This is a genomic window from Pseudomonas sp. SMV7, from assembly GCF_052041995.1.
In the GTDB taxonomy this organism is placed as follows: Bacteria; Pseudomonadota; Gammaproteobacteria; order Pseudomonadales; family Pseudomonadaceae; genus Aquipseudomonas.
Genome location: NZ_JBKGGT010000018.1, coordinates 63,864 through 80,351 on the forward strand (window position 1 = coordinate 63,864; position 16,488 = coordinate 80,351).

Below are 16,488 nucleotides of genomic sequence, written 5' to 3' on the forward strand. Positions count from 1 at the left end.
GCAAACAATAGACAGTAGGGTGATCAGGCGCGGCGTAGTGCCCGCTGCTCGACCCGGTTCTGCAAGCGATACAGGTAAGCGAACCCCTGTTCCCAACGCTCATGGCCGGATTTGACGTTGATGTGTCCGGCGTTGGTCAGCAGCCCCGCTTCGGCGCCCCAGGCCTGGGCCAGGTACAACGCCCGTGGCACGCTCACGGCCGGGTCGTTGTCCGAGCTGACCACCTGGCTGGGGAACGGCAGCGCCTCGGTCGGGATCGGTGCGAAGTTGCGCAAGGCGGGTGCGCAACTGGGCCGCTCGACATCCGCCGGCGCCACCAGCAAGGCGCCACGCACCCGCCGCAGCAAGGCCGGGTTGGCCTGGGCGGCCCAATGGGCGACCGTGACGCAGCCGAGGCTGTGGGCAATCAGGATCACCGGCGAGCGCTCGGCAGCAATCGCCAGGTCCAGCGCCTGGACCCAGTCCTGGCGCTGCGGGGTCAACCAGTCCTGCTGCTCGACCCGCGCGCTGTTGGGCAGGGTGCGCTGCCAGTGGCTTTGCCAATGATTGTCTGGCGATCCTTGCCAGCCCGGCACAATCAGGTAACGGATCGACTCGTTGCGCATGGGGACGCCTCCAGTGGGTTTGCGTGCTTGGAGACCAGTATAGGGCGGGAGTTATATCAGTAAAGGAATAAGAAGCTATTTATTAATAACAAAATCGCCAATCGGTACGCTCTGTGCGTGGGCGCGTATGGCAAAAAAAAGGGCCATCCCCTGCCAAGAGATATGGCCCATAAGCACTTGCCTGAAGAGGGTTTGCCGGGGTTCAGCGCGCGGTAATCACCGCCAGCTTGCTGATGCCCGCACGTTCGATCGCCGCCATGGCCCGTGCCACTTCGCCGTAGTTGACACCGTCGTCGGCCTGCAGCTGCACACGCACTTGCGCATCCTTGTCCTTGGCGGCCTTGAGGCTGGTTTCCAGCAGATCGGGCTGGATCTGGTCCTTGTTGATGAACAGCTTGCCGTCACCGTCGATGCTGACCACCAGCGGGTCCTTCTGCTCCACCGGTGCCACGGCTTCGGTCTTGGGCAGGTTCACAGGGATCGCGTTGGTCAGCAGCGGCGCGGTGACGATGAACACCACCAGCAGCACCAACATCACATCCACCAGGGGCGTAACGTTGATCTCACTGAGGACTTCGTCATTGTCCTGGGTCGAGAAGGCCATATCAGGATGCCTCCTTCACGGGCTGGGTAAACCCGCCCTGGTGCGCGTGCACGGCCGGGTGCACCAGTACGCGGAAGGCACTCTTCTGCGCCAGGCTGTAGAAGTCGTGGGCGAAGTCATCGAGGTCGGCCGCAGTGAGCTTGAGGCGGCGCAGGAAGTAGTTGTAGACCAGTACCGCCGGTACCGCAACGGCAATACCCACACCGGTGGCCACCAGTGCCGCACCAATCGGCCCGGCGACGGTTTCCAGGCTGGCAGAGCCGGCCGCACTGATACCCTTGAGCGCTTCCATGATGCCCCACACGGTGCCGAACAGGCCGATGAAGGGCGACGTGCTGCCAATACTGGCGACCACCGCCAGGCCGGTTTCCAGCGAACGGCGCTCCCGCACGATCTGCTGGCGCAGCGCGCGCTCCAGGCGGTCCTGATGGTTGATGGCGTGGCTCAAGTCGCTGGCCTGGGTATCGCCCACCGCGATGGCGGCGTAGCCGGACTGCGCCACGCGTGCAGCCGGGCCCGGCAGGTCGTGGCTGGGCTCGGCGGCCGAGTCCAGGCTCGAGGCGGCCCAGAAGCGCTGGTGGAAGCGCTTGTCCTGATGCTTCAACCGCACGAACTGCACGGCCTTGACCAGGGCCAGGCCCCAGGTGACGACAGAGAAACCAACCAACAGCCAGATAACTGCGCTTTCAACGGACTCGAGAGGGGATGCCAGCAGGCTCATGATGATGTCTTCCTGTGTTCTGCGGAAAAGTTAGCGAAGCTTGAAATCGATCGGCACACTGACCCAGCCGGTCTGGGCCACGTCGCCCTGCTTGGCCGGGACGAAACGCCAGCGCTTGACTGCCGCCAGCGCGGCGGTGTCGAGGGCATCGCGGCCACTGCTCTTCTGGATCTGGATCTGTCCGGGCGCGCCGCTGGGCAGCACCTCGACGCGCAACAGCACGGTGCCCTCCCAGCCACGGCGTTGGGCCAACTGCGGGTACTCCGGCGCCGGGTTCTTCAGGTACGCGGCGTTCGCCGATGCCGGGGTTACCGGGGCTGGCGCGGCAGGCGCGGGCGCCGGCGGTGCCGGGGCGGCTACCGGGACCGGTGGCGCAGCTTCGACCGGCTTGGGCTGTGGCTTGGGTTGTTGCTTTACCACCGGCTTGGGCACGGGTTTGGGCTTGGCTTTGGGTTTGCTGGCCAGTTCGTCGACCACTGGCGGCGGTGGCGGCTGGACCACGGGCGGTGCCGGGGCGGGCGGCGGAGGCTCGACCACAGGCGGGGCAGGCGCGGCGAATTCGATGGTCATGGGCGGCACCTGCGGCGGCACCACCGGTAGCTCGGGCGTAGGCGCCCGGCTGATCCAGTAGGCGACGGCAGCATGCAGCGCCAGCGCCAGCAAGCCCAGCGCCAGCTTGTCGCGCTGCTTGAGCCCGCTGACAGGCGTGCGTTGCAGGCGCAGCTGGCCGAGCGGGAGGCGAAGCGTGCGCCCAAGCTCGACCAGGTCACCCGGAGCGGGGCGCCATGGCTGGTCGTAGGCCTTCATGGCCGGCTGGACATTAGCCATTGATAAAACTCCCAGGGTCTCGATTCAGGTCTGACTGAATCATGGAACCAGGGGGCTTATCCCTTAAAGGAATGTTTAAAATTATGCTTAGAACGTAAATGAATATCCGTTTTTTGCGCTGCCTTCGAGGCCGCGGATTCCGTGGGCTGTAGCTGGGGCGGGAAAAAGCGGTGCGTCAGACGCATGCAGCATATGCGCAGAATGCATGGTTTTTCAGGCCTGCGAAGCAGCCCCGGCCACCCGCCAGGCATGAAAAACCCGGGACAGCGCCCGGGTTTCTCATGTTCGAAGGCGGCTCAGATATCCGCCACTTTCTGCCAGACCTTCGGCCGGAAGAACAACGTCTCGCCCCGCGCCAACCCGGTCAGGCTGTCGTGGTCCTTGACCACCTCGGCCTCGATCAGCTCGCTCTGCCCTTCTACCTTCAGGGTCACCCGCGTGGTAGCGCCCAACGGTCGAATATCGCGCACCTCGGCGGCATGGTGCCCTTCGGTCTCGTGCCGCGACAACGACACTTCGTGCGGGCGGAACAGCACATGGTGCCCTTCGCTCAAGGCCAGGCGGTTGGAGTCCCCCAGGAAGTGGTAGACGAAATCGTTGGCCGGGTGCTCGTACACCTCGCCCGGCGAACCGATCTGCTCGATCACGCCCTTGTTCATGACCACGATGCGGTCGGCCACTTCCATGGCTTCTTCCTGGTCGTGGGTGACGAATACCGAGGTCAGGTTGATGTCCTCGTGCAGGCGCGCCAGCCAGCGACGCAGCTCCTTGCGCACCTTGGCATCCAGCGCACCGAACGGTTCGTCCAGCAGCAGTACCTTGGGTTCCACAGCCAGCGCACGGGCCAGGGCGATACGCTGGCGCTGGCCACCGGACAACTGCTCGGGGTAGCGGTCGGACAACCAGTCCAGCTGCACCATGTTCAGCAGCTCATGCACCTTTTCGGCAATCCTGCTTTCGCTCGGGCGCTCGCCCTTGGGCTTCATGCGCAGGCCGAAGGCGACGTTGTCGAACACGCTCATGTGGCGGAACAAGGCGTAGTGCTGGAACACGAAGCCGACGTTGCGGTCCCGCACGTCATGCCCGGACACATCTTCGCCATGGAACACGATATTGCCCTGGTCGGGGGTTTCCAGCCCGGCAATGATGCGCAGCAAGGTGGTCTTGCCACAGCCGGACGGGCCAAGCAGGGCCACCAGCTCGCCGCTGTTGATATCCAGGTTGATGTTGTCCAGTGCCTGGAAGCTGTTGAAGCGCTTGCTGACGTTACGAACTTCGATCGACATGAATCATTCCTCCGCGGCGCTGTGGCGCAGGCGGTTAATACGGTTCTCGCTCCACTGCTTGAGCAGCAGGATGAAGAGCGCCATGATCAGCAGCAGGCTGGCCACGCTGAAGGCCGCCACGTGGTTGTACTCGTTGTAGAGAATCTCCACATGCAGCGGCAAGGTGTTGGTCACGCCGCGAATATGGCCCGACACCACCGACACGGCGCCAAACTCGCCCATGGCCCGCGCGGTGCACAGCACCACGCCGTAGATCAGGCCCCATTTGATGTTCGGCAGGGTCACATGCCAGAACATCTGCCAGCCATTGGCGCCGAGCAGGCGCGCAGCCTCCTCCTCTTGCGTGCCCTGCTCCTGCATCAACGGGATCAGTTCACGGGCCACGAACGGCACGGTGACGAAGATGGTGGCGAGGACGATACCCGGCAGGGCGAACACGATCTGGATGTCGTGGTCCTGCAGCCATGGCCCGAACAGGCCCTGCGCGCCGAACATGAGCACGTACACCAGGCCGGCGATCACCGGCGACACCGAGAACGGCAGGTCGATCAGGGTGACCAGCAGGCTCTTGCCACGGAAGGTGTACTTGCTCACGCACCAGGCGGCGCTGACCCCGAACACCAGGTTGAGCGGTACCGAAATGACTACCGCGATCAGGGTCAGCTTCAAGGCCGACAGCGCATCTGGCTCGAGGATCGCTTCGAAGAACGTGCCAAAGCCGTTCTTCAACGCTTGCGACACCACGATCACCAGCGGCAGCAGCAGGAACAGCGCGAATACCAGCCAGCCAAGGCTGATCAGGACGCGCCGCGAGGTCGCACTGCCACGGCGGGCGGCGTTGGCGGCGGCGGTTGCATTCAGGGTTGAACTGGACATGCCGGCCTCCTTCAAGGGGTTTCGATGCGGCGCTGCAGCAGGTTGATCAGCAGCAGCAGGATGAAGGAAACCACCAGCATCAATACGCCGATGGAGGTCGCGCCGGTGTAGTCGTACTGGTCGAGCTTGACCATGATCAGCAACGGCAGGATCTCGGTCTTCATCGGCATGTTGCCGGCAATGAAGATCACCGAACCATACTCGCCCACACCGCGGGCAAAGGCCAGGGCAAAACCGGTGAGCCAGGCGGGCAGCAGCGCCGGCGCCAGTACATGGCGAAACACCTGCAGCGGCTTGGCGCCCAGGCAGGCAGCGGCCTCCTCCACTTCACGCGGAATGTCGGCCAGCACCGGTTGTACCGTGCGCACCACGAACGGCAGGGTGACGAAGGTCAACGCCAGGGTGATGCCCAGTGGGGTGTAGGCGATCTTGAAGCCCAGGTCGGTGGCGAACTGGCCGACCCAGCCCGAAGGCGCGTACAGGGCAGTCAGGGCGATGCCGGCAACGGCGGTGGGCAGGGCGAATGGCAGGTCGATCATCGCATCGATGACCTTGCGCCCGGGGAAGGTGTAGCGCACCAGCACCCAGGCCAGCAAGGTGCCGATCAGGCCGTTGATGATGGCGGCGAACAGGGCGGTACCGAAACTCAGCTTGAGCGCGGCGATCACCCGCGGTGCACTGATGACGTTCCAGAACTGCTCCCAGGTCAGCTGCGCGGCATGTACGAACATGGCGGCCAGCGGTATCAGCACGATCAGGCTGAGGTACACCAAGGTGTAGCCCAGCGTCAGCCCGAAGCCGGGTATGACGGGGGAAATGCGACGTGACATAAATATCCCTGGTTGAACGCACGAAGCCCGGGATCGATCCCGGGCCGGTGCAGGCTTGTGAATCCTGGGGCGACCTTGCAGCCCTTTCGCGACGCAAGGCCGCTCCTACAGAAGATCGCGTATTCCTCGTAGGGGCGGCCTTGCGTCGCGAAAGAGCCGCAAAGCGGCCCCTGCTTTTCCCTGGCGCTTACTGTGCCTGATAGATCTGGTCGAACACACCGCCATCATTGAAGAACTTGGGCTGTGCAGTTTTCCAGCCACCGAAGTCCTTGTCGATAGTCACCAGGTCCAGTTTCGGGAACTGCTTGCCGAACTCGGCCGCCACCTTGGCATCACGCGGGCGGTAGAAGTTCTCGGCAGCAATCTTCTGCCCGGCCGGGCTGTACAGGTGCTTGAGGTATTCGCCGGCAATCTCGGTATTGCCCTTCTTCTCGGCGTTCTTGTCGACCACTGCCACCGGCGGCTCGGCAAGGATCGACAGCGACGGCACGACGATTTCGAACTTGTCGGCGCCACCGTCTTCCTTCAGCGCCAGGAAGGCCTCGTTTTCCCAGGCCAGCAGGACGTCGCCCTGGCCGTTGTTGACGAAGGTGATGGTCGAGCCACGGGCGCCGGTATCCAGCACCGGCACATGCTTGAACAGCTCCTGCACGTAGGCCTTGGCCTTGTCTTCGCTACCCCCGGTCTTCAGGCCGTAGGCCCACGCGGCGAGGAAGTTCCAGCGGGCGCCGCCGGAGGTCTTCGGGTTCGGGGTAATCACCGACACATCCTTCTTGATCAGGTCGCCCCAGTCCTTGATGCCTTTGGGGTTGCCCTTGCGCACCAGGAACACGATGGTCGAGGTATAAGGCGTGCTGGCGTCCGGCAGACGCTTCTGCCAGTCCTCGGGCAAGGTCTTGCCGAGCTTGGCGACTTCGTCGATGTCGCCGGCCAGGGCCAGGGTCACCACGTCGGCGCGCAGGCCGTCGATCACCGCACGGGCCTGCTTGCCCGAGCCGCCATGGGATTGCTGGATCTTCACCGTGTCGCCCGGGTGGGCCTGTTGCCAGTGCTTGATGAACTCGGCGTTGTACTGCTGATAAAGCTCACGGGTCGGGTCGTAGGACACGTTCAGCAGTTCGTAGTCCTTGGCGATGGCGGAACCGGCAAAAACAGCACTGGCCAGGGCGGCGAGCGCATAACGGCGGATGGACATGGTGAAGCTCCCGATTGGCATTTTTCTAGTTTTGAAGGGGTGGCGCGTCAGCCGGTCTTGTTGCCGGGCTGTTGCAGGCGGAATTTCTCCTTGCGCTCGATCTGTACGACCTGAGCGTTGTGCACAGTGATCTCCACCGCACCGAAACGCAGGTCGCGCAGGGCGCTCTGGATTTCCCGCAGAATGGTGGCTTCGTCCTGACCGTCGATGCTACGCAGAGATGCACTCATGCTCGTTCTCCTTGGAATGAAGTTGCCGGGCTGAGGTTTGAAGGGGAATTACGCCTGGCTTGAGGCAATAGTAGTGAGGCCAGGTTATTCTTAAAAATACTGTTTAAGAATGTTTATATAACTGAAAATAAAATCTCGTTTTGAAGACAACAGAAGGCTCCTGTAGGAGCGAGCGTGCCCGCGAATGCGTCAGTGAATTCACCATCGCATTCGCGGGCACGCCCGCTCCCACAGGGTTCAGTGCTGGGTTTCGGTCTTGTTTTCAGGCTCGCGGATCTTGTACCAGGCCACATACAACGCTGGCAGGAACAACAGTGTCAGCAGGGTCGCCACGATGATCCCACCAATCATGGCGTAGGCCATCGGCCCCCAGAACACCTCGCGGGCAATCGGGATCATGCCCAGGCTCGCCGCCGCTGCGGTCAACAGGATCGGCCGGCGCCGGTGATTGGTAGCCTCCACCACCGCATCCCACGGCGACAGGCCTTGTGCCTCGAACTCGTCGATCTGGGTCACCAGGATCACCGAGTTACGAATGATGATGCCCGCCAGCGCGAGAATCCCGAGAATCGCCACGAAGCCCATCGGCGTGCCGGTGGGCACCAACGCCAGCACCACGCCGATAAGCCCAAGCGGTGCCACGCTGACCACCAGGAACAGCTTCTGCACACTGTGCAACTGGATCATCAGGAAGGTCGCCATCAGGAACAGCATCAGCGGGATAACCTTGCGGATCGGGCCTTGCGCCTTGGCGCTCTCTTCCACCGTACCGCCGGTAGCCACTTCGAAGCCCACCGGCAGCTTGCTGGCGAACTCGTCGATCTTCGGCTTCAGCTGGGCCACCAGGTCGGTGGGCTGGATGTCGCCATTGACCGAGGCCTTGATGGTAATGGTCGGCTTGCGGTCACGGCGCCACACCAGCGGCTGCTCCAGCTCGTAGCGCACGGTGGCGAACGACAGCAGCGGGATCGCGGTGCCGTTGGGGGTGAGGATCTGCAGGTTCTGCAGGGTATCCGGCGAGCCACGCTCGCTGTCCTGCGCACGGGCAACCACGTCGACCAGGTAGATGTTGTCATTGACCTGGGTGATCTGGACGCCGCTGACGATGCTGTTCATCACATTGGCCACGTCTTCCGATGACAGGCCCAGCTGGCGCGCCTTGTCCTGGGCAATTTCCACCCGCAGCACCTTACCTGGCTCGTTCCAGTCGTAGATCATCTCGCCAATGTGTTCGTTCTGGTCGAGCAAGGTGGCCAGCTCGATGGCATGCTTGCGTACCTCGTCGATATTGGCGCCGCTGACCCGGTACTGGATCGGCCGGCCCACCGGCGGGCCCATCTCCAGGGACTGCACGTTGGTGCCGATGCCGACGAATTCCTCATGCAGGATCTTCTGCAGCCGCTCCATCATGCCCTGGCGCTCTTCGAAGCCCTTGCTGACGATCACCAGCTGTGCGTAGTAAGGGTTCTGCAGCTGCTGGTCGAGCGGCAGGTAGAAGCGGATCGCGCCCTGGCCGATGTAGGTGCTCCAGTGCACCAGGTCCGGGTCGTCCTTGATCCGCGCCTCGAAGCGGTCGACCACCTTGCGCGTCTCTTCGATCGAGGCGTTCTGCGGCAGGTTGAGGTCGACGAGGATTTCCGGGCGGTCCGAGGAGGGGAAGAACTGGTTCTGCACGAAACGCTGGCAGAAGATCGCCAGGGCGAACAGCAGCACGGTGCCGATGATGGTCAGCCAGCGGTTGCGCATGCACCACAGCAAGCCGTGCTCGAAGGCCCGGCCGAGCCTGCCAGGCTCGGCATTATGGGCCTTGAGGTTGCTGCTGAGCATGTGCACGCCCAGCACCGGGGCAAAGAACACCGCCACGATCCACGACACCAGCAGGGCCACGGCAATCACCGCGAACAGGGTGAAGGTATATTCGCCCGCCGAACTGGCGTTGAGGCCAATGGGCACGAACCCGGCCACGGTGACCAAGGTGCCGGTGAGCATCGGAAACGCCGTCGAGGTGTAGGCGAAGGTCGCCGCCTGTTCCTTGCTTTCGCCCATCTCCAGCCGCGTGACCATGACTTCCACGGTGATCATCGCGTCGTCCACCAGCAGGCCCAGGGCAATGATCAGCGCACCCAGCGAAATACGCTGCATGGTGATGCCGCTGTATTCCATGAACACGAACACCATGGCCAGCACCAGCGGGATCGAACAGGCCACCACCAGGCCGGCGCGCACCCCCAGGCTGACAAAGCTCACCCCGAGCACGATCACCACCGCCTCGAACAGCGCGCTGGTGAAGCCGCCAACCGCCTGCTTGACCACCACGGCCTGGTCGGAAACGGTATGCACCCCGACGCCTATCGGCAGGTCCTCGACCACCCGGTCCATGCGTTTTTTCAGTGCCGCGCCGAACACCTGGATGTTGCCACCGGCTTTCATGCCGATAGCCAGGCCCAGCGCTGTCTGGCCGTTGTAGCGGAACATCGGCGAAGGTGGGTCGACGTAGCCGCGCTCGATGTCGGCGATGTCGGCCAGGCGGAAGAAGCGGTCGTTGATCTTCAGGTTGACGGTTTGCAGGTCCTTTTCCGAGGCGAATTGCCCGGTGGTGCGCACGGAAATGCGCTCCGGGCCCGCCTCGATCACCCCGGCCGGGGTCACCGCGTTCTGCGATTGCAGTGCTTGCATCACCTGGCGCTGGTCGATGCCCAGGGCTGCCAGCTTGCGGGTGGAGAAGTTCAGGTACAGCACTTCGTCCTGGGTGCCGATCAGCTCGATCTTGCCGATGTTGGGTACGTCACGCACCTCAGCCCGCGCCTGCTCCACGTAGTCGCGCAGCTGGCGCAGGGTCAGACCGTCGGCGGTAAAGGCGTAGATCGAGCCGAACACGTCGCCGAACTCGTCGTTGAACCCCGGGCCCTGGATGCCGGCCGGGAACTCACCGCGAATGTCCTGGATCTTCTTGCGCACCTGGTACCAGATTTCCGGGATGTCCTTGGCCTTGGTGGTGTCGCGCAGGTACACGTAGACCGTGGACTCACCCGGGCGGGTGTAGCTTTTGGTGTAGTCGAGCGAGTCGAGTTCCTCGAGCTTCTTCTCGATGCGGTCGGTGACCTGGTAAAGGGTCTCGTCCTGGGTCGCGCCCGGCCAGCGAGTCTGGATCACCATGGTCTTGATGGTGAACGACGGGTCTTCCTCACGGCCCAGGTTGAAGTAGGAGAAGATCCCCATCAACAGCGCAACGAACATCAGGTACCAGACGAACGATTGATGCTTGAGTGCCCAGTCGGACAGGTTGAAGCTTCCTTTCATTGCGCATCCTCGTCGAAGGTGACCTTCTGGCCAGGCTTGAGGCTGTTCACGCCCGCCGTCACCACCCGCTCACCGGGCTGTACCCCGGAAGTCAGGACGATGCTCTGGTCGGTGCGGTCGATCAGGGCCACGTCGCGGGTGGCCACGGTTTTCTGTTGCGGGTCGATCACCCACACCTGGGTCTTGCCATCCCGTTCGAGCAAGGCGCTCAGGGGCAGCTCGCTGCGCGGCGTCACCGCCGAACTCAGGGTCACGCTGATGGCGGTGCCCAGGTGGAATGCCGCCGGCGTGCTGGCCAGGGTCAGGCGGGCGCGGCGGGTACGGGTGGTGGCGTCGGCCTGGGGCTCCAGTTCGCGCAGGCTGGCCGTGGTGTTGATGGTCGGGTCGAGTTGCGAGGCAACGGTAAAGGTCAGCCCTTTGCTCAACTGCTCGGCCAGGCCGATCGGCAGGTCGATTACCGCTTCCTTCACGTCTGGCCGGGCCAGGGTCACCACGGCCTGGCCGGCGGTGACGGTTTGCCCGGCTTCGGCTTTCCAGGCGGTAATCACCGCGGCATGGTCGCTGCGCAGGGTGCTGTAGTCGAGCTGGTCACGGGCCTGGCTGACGGCCGCGCGCGCCTGCTCCAACGCGGCACTGGTGGTTTTCAGGTTGGTCTGGGCGATGTCCAGCTGGGCCTGGGCGCCAACGCCGCGGTCATACAACTGCTGCTGGCGGCGGGCATCGGCCTGGGCGTTGATCCATTGCGCCTGCACTTTGGCCAGGTCGCCTTCAGCGGCGCGCAACTGGTTCTGCTGGTCGGTCGGATCGAGCGTGGCCAGCGTGTCCCCCGCCTTGACCTGGGCACCCACATCCAGCCAGCGCCGGGCGATGCGCCCGGACACGCGAAAGCCCAGGGTGCTTTCGAAACGCGCCTGGATAGAGCCGGCAAAGCGGCCCAGCTGCGATTGCACCTGGGGTTCGACCTTGACCGACAGCACCGGCCGAATCGGCTCCGGCGTTTCGTCCTCGCTACTGCAGCCGACCAGCAGCATGCCGGCCGACAGCATCATCAGCAGGCGCTTCATAGCTCACCCCCCTTGGCCTTGGCATCGATCTTCTGTACCTGCATGCCGGGGTGCAGCAACTGCCCGCCATTGACCACCACGGTTTCGCCACTTTTCAGGCCGCTGGCGACCACGATCCTGCCGGTGAGGTAACGGCTGACTTCAACTTTGCGCAGTTCCACCTTGTCGCCCTCGCCCACCACCCATACCGCGGGCTCATGCAGAGCTTTGGTCAACGCGGACCAGGGCAGCTCGATGCTGGGCCGCCCCTCGGCATTGGTAGTGGCGGTTACCGGTGCGCCAAGCTGCATCGCCGCTGGCACGTCCCTGAGGCCGACCTTGACCTGAACCGTGCCGCTTTGCTCGGACACCGTCGGGGTGATTTCGCGGACAACGCCATGCGCCTTTACCTTGGGGTCGTCCAGCAGGCTGACGATCACCCCGGCATCGCTGGGCGGCGCCACCAGCAGCGACTCATAGACGTTGAACACGGCATCGCGGTCGCCGTCGCGGGCCAGGCTGAAGATCGGCATGGTCGCTTGCACTACCTGGCCAACCTCGGCCTGGCGCTCGGTGATTACGCCATCGGCTTCGGACACCAGCGCGGTGTAGCTGAGTTGTTCATTGGCATCGGCCAATTGCGCCTGGGCGGCCTTGAGTGCGCTCTGGTCGCTGCGCAGGGCGGCCTCGGCAGCGTCGTATTCGCTCTGGCTGGTGTAGCCCTTGGGCAGCAGTTTTTGCTGGCGTACGAAAGCGGCGCTGCTCTGGGTGACCCGCGCCTGGGCAGCGAACACCTCGGCCTTGGCCGAGTCGACATTGTTCTGCAGGTCTTTCGGGTCCAGGCGCGCCAGTACCTGGTTGGCCTTGACGTGGTCGCCGACATCGACGCTGCGCGAGATGATCTTGCCGCCGACGCGGAACGACAGGTCGGTCTGCACGCGAGCCTGTACGTCGCCGGTCAGGGTGACCCTGGCGGCGAAGTCGGTCGGCTGGACCTGCTGCACGCCCACCCGGGGCAGTGTCTCGGGGACTTCTTCCTTGCTACAGCCCGTGAGCATGTACAACAGCCCCAGGCAAACGACCGACAGCGGACGCAACAACGTCATGCAGGCTCCTTGCTTGCGCACAAATGATTTGTGGGATGCGACTGTCAGCGTAGTTCAGGGTTCGATAAACAGCACTGACGAGGATCAGTTAGGCATTTTCAGCGCCTGTGCGGGTCTCTTCGCGGGTGAACCCGCTCCCACAGGGATTGCGCAAACCCTGAGGCTGCACATGACCGTGTGGGAGCGGGTTCACCCGCGAAAGGGCCGGTACTGCCATCCACAAATCTCTGCCATATCCAGAAACCATCATCTACACAGCACCTGCATCTCAGCCACTACCTTTGAAAAGTCATCTGCTTTTCAAGGAAGAAGCCAATGTCGCGAGCTCAGTCTCACCTGCTTCGCCGCGGTCGCTATTCAGAATTTGGCCGGCTCTATCTGCTGACCACCGTCACCCACCAGCGCAAGCCGCTGTTCTACGATTTCCACCATGCCCGGCTGGTCATTCACCAACTTCGGAAATCTGACCAGGAATACGCATGCCGGTCTCTGGCCTGGGTGCTGATGCCCGACCATCTGCATTGGCTAATCGAATTGAAAGGCACGACGCTAGGCACTTTGATGCGCAGGTTCAAATCCAGGTCCAGTCTGGTTTTGCATCAGGCGGGGGTTGAGCATGATCCGGTGTGGCAGCCTGGATATCAGGACCGTGCACTGCGGCGGGAGGAGAGCACGGTGCATGTTGCCAGATACATTATTGCCAACCCCTTGCGAGCCGGCTTGGTCAGAAGCGTCAGGGACTATCCACATTGGGATGCAGCCTGGCTTTGAATAGGTGCTGCGGCTTTCGCGGGTAAACCCGCTCCCACAGGGATCACCATTGACCTTAAGGCTGTGATGTCCCTGAGGGAGCGGGCGAGCCCGCGTAGAGGCCGGATCAGGCCGAAGCAGCAACCTGCGCCGGCCGCTTGACCTGCGGCTGCGAAGCGTTGGCTGCCGCACCCTCTTCGATCGCCTGCTGAATCGCCTTGCGGCGACGCTCTTCGGCCTGGCGGCTGAAGTACCAGACCAGGAAGGTCACCAGCGACACCGACAGCAGGATCAGGCTGGCCACGGCGTTGATCTCCGGTTTCACCCCCAGGCGCACCGCCGAGAACACTTCCATCGGCAAGGTGGTCGAACCCGGGCCGGAGACGAAGCTGGCCAGCACCAGGTCATCCAGCGACAGCGCGAACGACATCATGCCGCCCGCCGCCAGCGACGGCGCGATCATCGGAATGGTGATCAGGAAGAACACCTTCCACGGCTTGGCGCCCAGGTCCATCGCTGCTTCTTCGATCGACAGGTCCAGCTCACGCAGGCGTGCCGACACCACCACCGCCACATACGCCGCACAGAACGTGGTGTGGGCGATCCAGATGGTGACGATACCCCGCTCCTGCGGCCAGCCGATCATCTGCGCCATGGCCACGAACAGCAGCAACAGCGACAGACCGGTGATCACCTCGGGCATCACCAGCGGTGCGGTGACCAGGCCGCCGAACAAGGTGCGGCCCTTGAACCGGGTGACGCGGGTCAGCACGAATGCCGCCAGGGTACCCAGCGCGACCGCCGCCACCGCTGTATAGCAGGCGATTTCCAGCGAGCGCATCACCGAGCCCATCAGCTGGGTGTTGTCGAGCAGGCCGACGTACCACTTCACCGACCAGCCGCCCCACACGGTCACCAGCTTGGAGGCGTTGAACGAGTAGATCACCAGGATCAGCATCGGCAGGTAGATGAACAGCAAGCCGAGCACCAGCATCAGCTTGGAGAAACTGAAGCGCTTCATGCCCTGCCCTCCATTTCTTTGGCCTGGCTGCGGTTGAACAGCAGGATCGGCACAATCAGGATCGCCAGCATCACCACCGCCAGCGCGGAGGCCACCGGCCAGTCACGGTTGTTGAAGAATTCCTGCCACAGCACCTTGCCGATCATCAGGGTTTCCGGGCCGCCAAGCAGTTCCGGAATCACAAACTCGCCCACCACCGGGATGAACACCAGCATGCAGCCGGCGATGATGCCGTTCTTCGACAGCGGCACGGTAATCTTCCAGAAGCTGTTGAAGGTGCTCGAACCCAGGTCGGAAGCGGCTTCGAGCAAGCTCGGGTCGTGCTTCACCAGGTTGGCGAACAGCGGCAGGATCATGAACGGCAGGTACGAGTAGACCACGCCGATATAGACCGCCAGGTTGGTGTTGAGGATCTGCAGCGGCTGGTCGATCAGCCCGGTCCACAGCAGGAAGCCGTTGAGCAGGCCGTTGTTGCTGAGGATGCCCATCCAGGCGTAGACGCGGATCAGGATCGCGGTCCAGGTCGGCATCATGATCAGCAGCAGCAGGACCGTCTGGGTCTCCTTCCTGGCATTGGCGATGGCATAGGCCATCGGGTAGCCGATCAACAGGCACAGCAGGGTGCTGAAGAAGGCCATCTTCAGCGAACCCAGGTAGGCCGAGATGTACAGCTCGTCTTCGGTCAGCAGGCCATAGTTGGCCAGGTTCAGCACGAGCTGGACCTTGTCCTCGACGTAGCTGTAGATCTCGGTGTAGGGCGGGATCGCCACATCGGCTTCGGCGAAGCTGATCTTCAGCACGATGAAGAACGGCAGCATGAAGAACAGGAACAGCCAGATGAACGGCACGCCGATCACCAGGTGCCGCCCCTCCGGAATGATGCGCTGGAAGGCTCGCTTGAGCTTGCGAGGCTTCATGACCGCAGTACCACGCCGCTGTCGTCTTCCCACCACACGTACACTTCGTCGCCCCAGGTCGGCCGGGTGCCCTGGCGCTCAGTGTTGGCCACGAACGACTGGACGATCTTGCCGCTCGGCAGCTCGACGTAGAACACCGAGTGGCCACCGAGGTAGGCGATGTCGTGGACCTTGCCGCGCGACCAGTTGTGCTCGCAGGTCGGTTGCTGGGTGGTGACCAGCATCTTCTCCGGGCGCAGGGCGTAGGTGATGTGCTTGTCTTCCACCGAGGTGGTGATGCCGTGGCCCACGTAGATCTTGCGCTCAAGCTCGGGGCTGGCAATGATCGCGTGGCCTTCGGCGTCGTCGACCACTTCACCGTCGAACAGGTTGACGCTGCCGATGAACTCGCACACCAGGCGGCTGGTGGGGGTCTCGTAGATGTCCACCGGCGAGCCGATCTGGGCGATCCAGCCCAAATGCATGATGGCGATGCGCTGGGCCATGGTCATGGCCTCTTCCTGGTCGTGGGTCACCATCACGCAGGTCACGCCCACGCGCTCGATGATTTCCACCAGTTCCAGTTGCATCTGCGAACGCAGCTTCTTGTCCAGCGCGCCCATCGGCTCGTCGAGCAGCAGCAGCTTGGGACGCTTGGCCAGCGAGCGGGCCAGGGCCACGCGCTGGCGCTGGCCACCGGACAGCTGGTGCGGCTTGCGCTTGGCATACTGGGTCATGTGCACCAGCTTGAGCATCTCGGCCACGCGGGCATCGATCTCGGCCTTGGGCATCTTGTCCTGCTGCAGGCCGAAGGCGATGTTCTGAGCCACGGTCATGTGCGGGAACAGCGCATAGGACTGGAACATCATGTTGATCGGCCGCTCGTAGGGCGGCATGTCGGTGATGTCGACGCCATCGAGGAAAATCCGCCCTTCGGTCGGGCGCTCGAAACCGGCCAGCATGCGCAGCAACGTGGACTTGCCGGAACCGGAGCCACCCAGCAGGGCAAAGATCTCACCCTTGCGGATTTCCAGGGACACATCGTCCACGGCTACCGTTTCGTCGAATTTTTTCGTGACCCGGTCGATCTTGACCAGCACCTGCTTGGGTTGCTGGCCACCCTCGAGGGCTTTTTTATAGGCACCGGAGGCAACTGCCATGAGTGAAACTCCCAACAAGATTTTTGTGCCCGCGTGG

16 protein-coding genes are annotated in these 16,488 nt (G+C 63.1%); 1 reads left to right on the top strand and 15 read right to left on the bottom strand.

What is annotated here, in order from left to right:
• Positions 1 to 23 precede the first annotated feature (23 nt).
• The 12 genes from ACLEJP_RS20150 to ACLEJP_RS20205 all read right to left on the bottom strand — a co-directional run bounded on the left by ACLEJP_RS20150 (position 24) and on the right by ACLEJP_RS20205 (position 12,624).
• Positions 24 to 605, bottom strand: a complete 582-nt coding sequence (locus ACLEJP_RS20150; protein WP_440809197.1) for an alpha/beta hydrolase — start codon at positions 603 to 605, stop codon at positions 24 to 26.
• 202 nt (positions 606 to 807) lie between these two features.
• Positions 808 to 1,209, bottom strand: coding sequence for an ExbD/TolR family protein (locus tag ACLEJP_RS20155; RefSeq protein WP_440809200.1), 402 nt, complete (start codon positions 1,207 to 1,209; stop codon positions 808 to 810).
• Between the two features lies 1 nt (position 1,210).
• A complete protein-coding gene (locus tag ACLEJP_RS20160; protein WP_440809202.1) occupies positions 1,211 to 1,930 on the bottom strand; it encodes a MotA/TolQ/ExbB proton channel family protein in 720 nt (239 codons plus the stop codon).
• A gap of 30 nt (positions 1,931 to 1,960) precedes the next feature.
• The gene (locus tag ACLEJP_RS20165; RefSeq protein ID WP_440809204.1) at positions 1,961 to 2,758 is read right to left on the bottom strand and encodes an energy transducer TonB; all 798 of its coding nucleotides are present in this window, start codon (positions 2,756 to 2,758) and stop codon (positions 1,961 to 1,963) included.
• A 296-nt stretch (positions 2,759 to 3,054) separates the two neighbouring features.
• The gene (locus ACLEJP_RS20170) at positions 3,055 to 4,044 is read right to left on the bottom strand and encodes a sulfate/molybdate ABC transporter ATP-binding protein (RefSeq protein ID WP_114171931.1); all 990 of its coding nucleotides are present in this window, start codon (positions 4,042 to 4,044) and stop codon (positions 3,055 to 3,057) included.
• Between the two features lie 3 nt (positions 4,045 to 4,047).
• Positions 4,048 to 4,920, bottom strand: a complete 873-nt coding sequence (cysW, locus tag ACLEJP_RS20175) for a sulfate ABC transporter permease subunit CysW (RefSeq protein ID WP_225779670.1) — start codon at positions 4,918 to 4,920, stop codon at positions 4,048 to 4,050.
• Between the two features lie 11 nt (positions 4,921 to 4,931).
• Positions 4,932 to 5,750 carry a sulfate ABC transporter permease subunit CysT gene (gene cysT, locus ACLEJP_RS20180; RefSeq protein WP_289133489.1) on the bottom strand — a complete coding sequence of 273 codons (819 nt, stop codon included), beginning with the start codon at positions 5,748 to 5,750 and terminating at the stop codon, positions 4,932 to 4,934.
• Positions 5,751 to 5,937: 187 nt separating this feature from the next.
• Positions 5,938 to 6,945 (bottom strand): sulfate ABC transporter substrate-binding protein, encoded by a 1,008-nt coding sequence (locus tag ACLEJP_RS20185; protein WP_289133488.1) that lies wholly within the window; start codon positions 6,943 to 6,945, stop codon positions 5,938 to 5,940.
• 47 nt (positions 6,946 to 6,992) lie between these two features.
• Entirely contained in the window at positions 6,993 to 7,175 is a 183-nt protein-coding gene (gene oscA, locus ACLEJP_RS20190) for a sulfur starvation response protein OscA (RefSeq protein WP_003258557.1), read from the bottom strand.
• Between the two features lie 237 nt (positions 7,176 to 7,412).
• Positions 7,413 to 10,475 (bottom strand): efflux RND transporter permease subunit, encoded by a 3,063-nt coding sequence (locus ACLEJP_RS20195; RefSeq protein ID WP_440809208.1) that lies wholly within the window; start codon positions 10,473 to 10,475, stop codon positions 7,413 to 7,415.
• Positions 10,472 to 11,539, bottom strand: a complete 1,068-nt coding sequence (locus ACLEJP_RS20200) for an efflux RND transporter periplasmic adaptor subunit (protein ID WP_440809210.1) — start codon at positions 11,537 to 11,539, stop codon at positions 10,472 to 10,474. Before ACLEJP_RS20200 ends, ACLEJP_RS20195 begins: the two co-directional genes overlap by 4 nt.
• Positions 11,536 to 12,624 carry an efflux RND transporter periplasmic adaptor subunit gene (locus tag ACLEJP_RS20205; protein ID WP_440809213.1) on the bottom strand — a complete coding sequence of 363 codons (1,089 nt, stop codon included), beginning with the start codon at positions 12,622 to 12,624 and terminating at the stop codon, positions 11,536 to 11,538. The genes ACLEJP_RS20200 and ACLEJP_RS20205 overlap by 4 nt, the downstream gene beginning before the upstream one ends.
• A 315-nt stretch (positions 12,625 to 12,939) precedes the next feature.
• Between ACLEJP_RS20205 and ACLEJP_RS20210 the strand changes: the two genes are divergently transcribed.
• Positions 12,940 to 13,395, top strand: coding sequence for an REP-associated tyrosine transposase (locus ACLEJP_RS20210; protein WP_440809214.1), 456 nt, complete (start codon positions 12,940 to 12,942; stop codon positions 13,393 to 13,395).
• A gap of 106 nt (positions 13,396 to 13,501) precedes the next feature.
• On the opposite strand, the gene ACLEJP_RS20215 is transcribed toward ACLEJP_RS20210, so the two are convergent.
• From ACLEJP_RS20215 to potA, 3 genes are read right to left on the bottom strand one after another with little or no spacing between them, the layout of a single operon-like run.
• Positions 13,502 to 14,395 (bottom strand): ABC transporter permease subunit, encoded by an 894-nt coding sequence (locus ACLEJP_RS20215; RefSeq protein ID WP_186672019.1) that lies wholly within the window; start codon positions 14,393 to 14,395, stop codon positions 13,502 to 13,504.
• Positions 14,392 to 15,273: an ABC transporter permease subunit gene (locus ACLEJP_RS20220; RefSeq protein WP_225780768.1), complete on the bottom strand. Its 882-nt coding sequence runs from the start codon at positions 15,271 to 15,273 to the stop codon at positions 14,392 to 14,394. Before ACLEJP_RS20220 ends, ACLEJP_RS20215 begins: the two co-directional genes overlap by 4 nt.
• Before the next feature lie 35 nt (positions 15,274 to 15,308).
• On the bottom strand, positions 15,309 to 16,451 hold the full coding sequence (gene potA / locus ACLEJP_RS20225; RefSeq protein ID WP_186672017.1) for a polyamine ABC transporter ATP-binding protein: 1,143 nt from the start codon (positions 16,449 to 16,451) through the stop codon (positions 15,309 to 15,311).
• Positions 16,452 to 16,488: the final 37 nt, after the last annotated feature.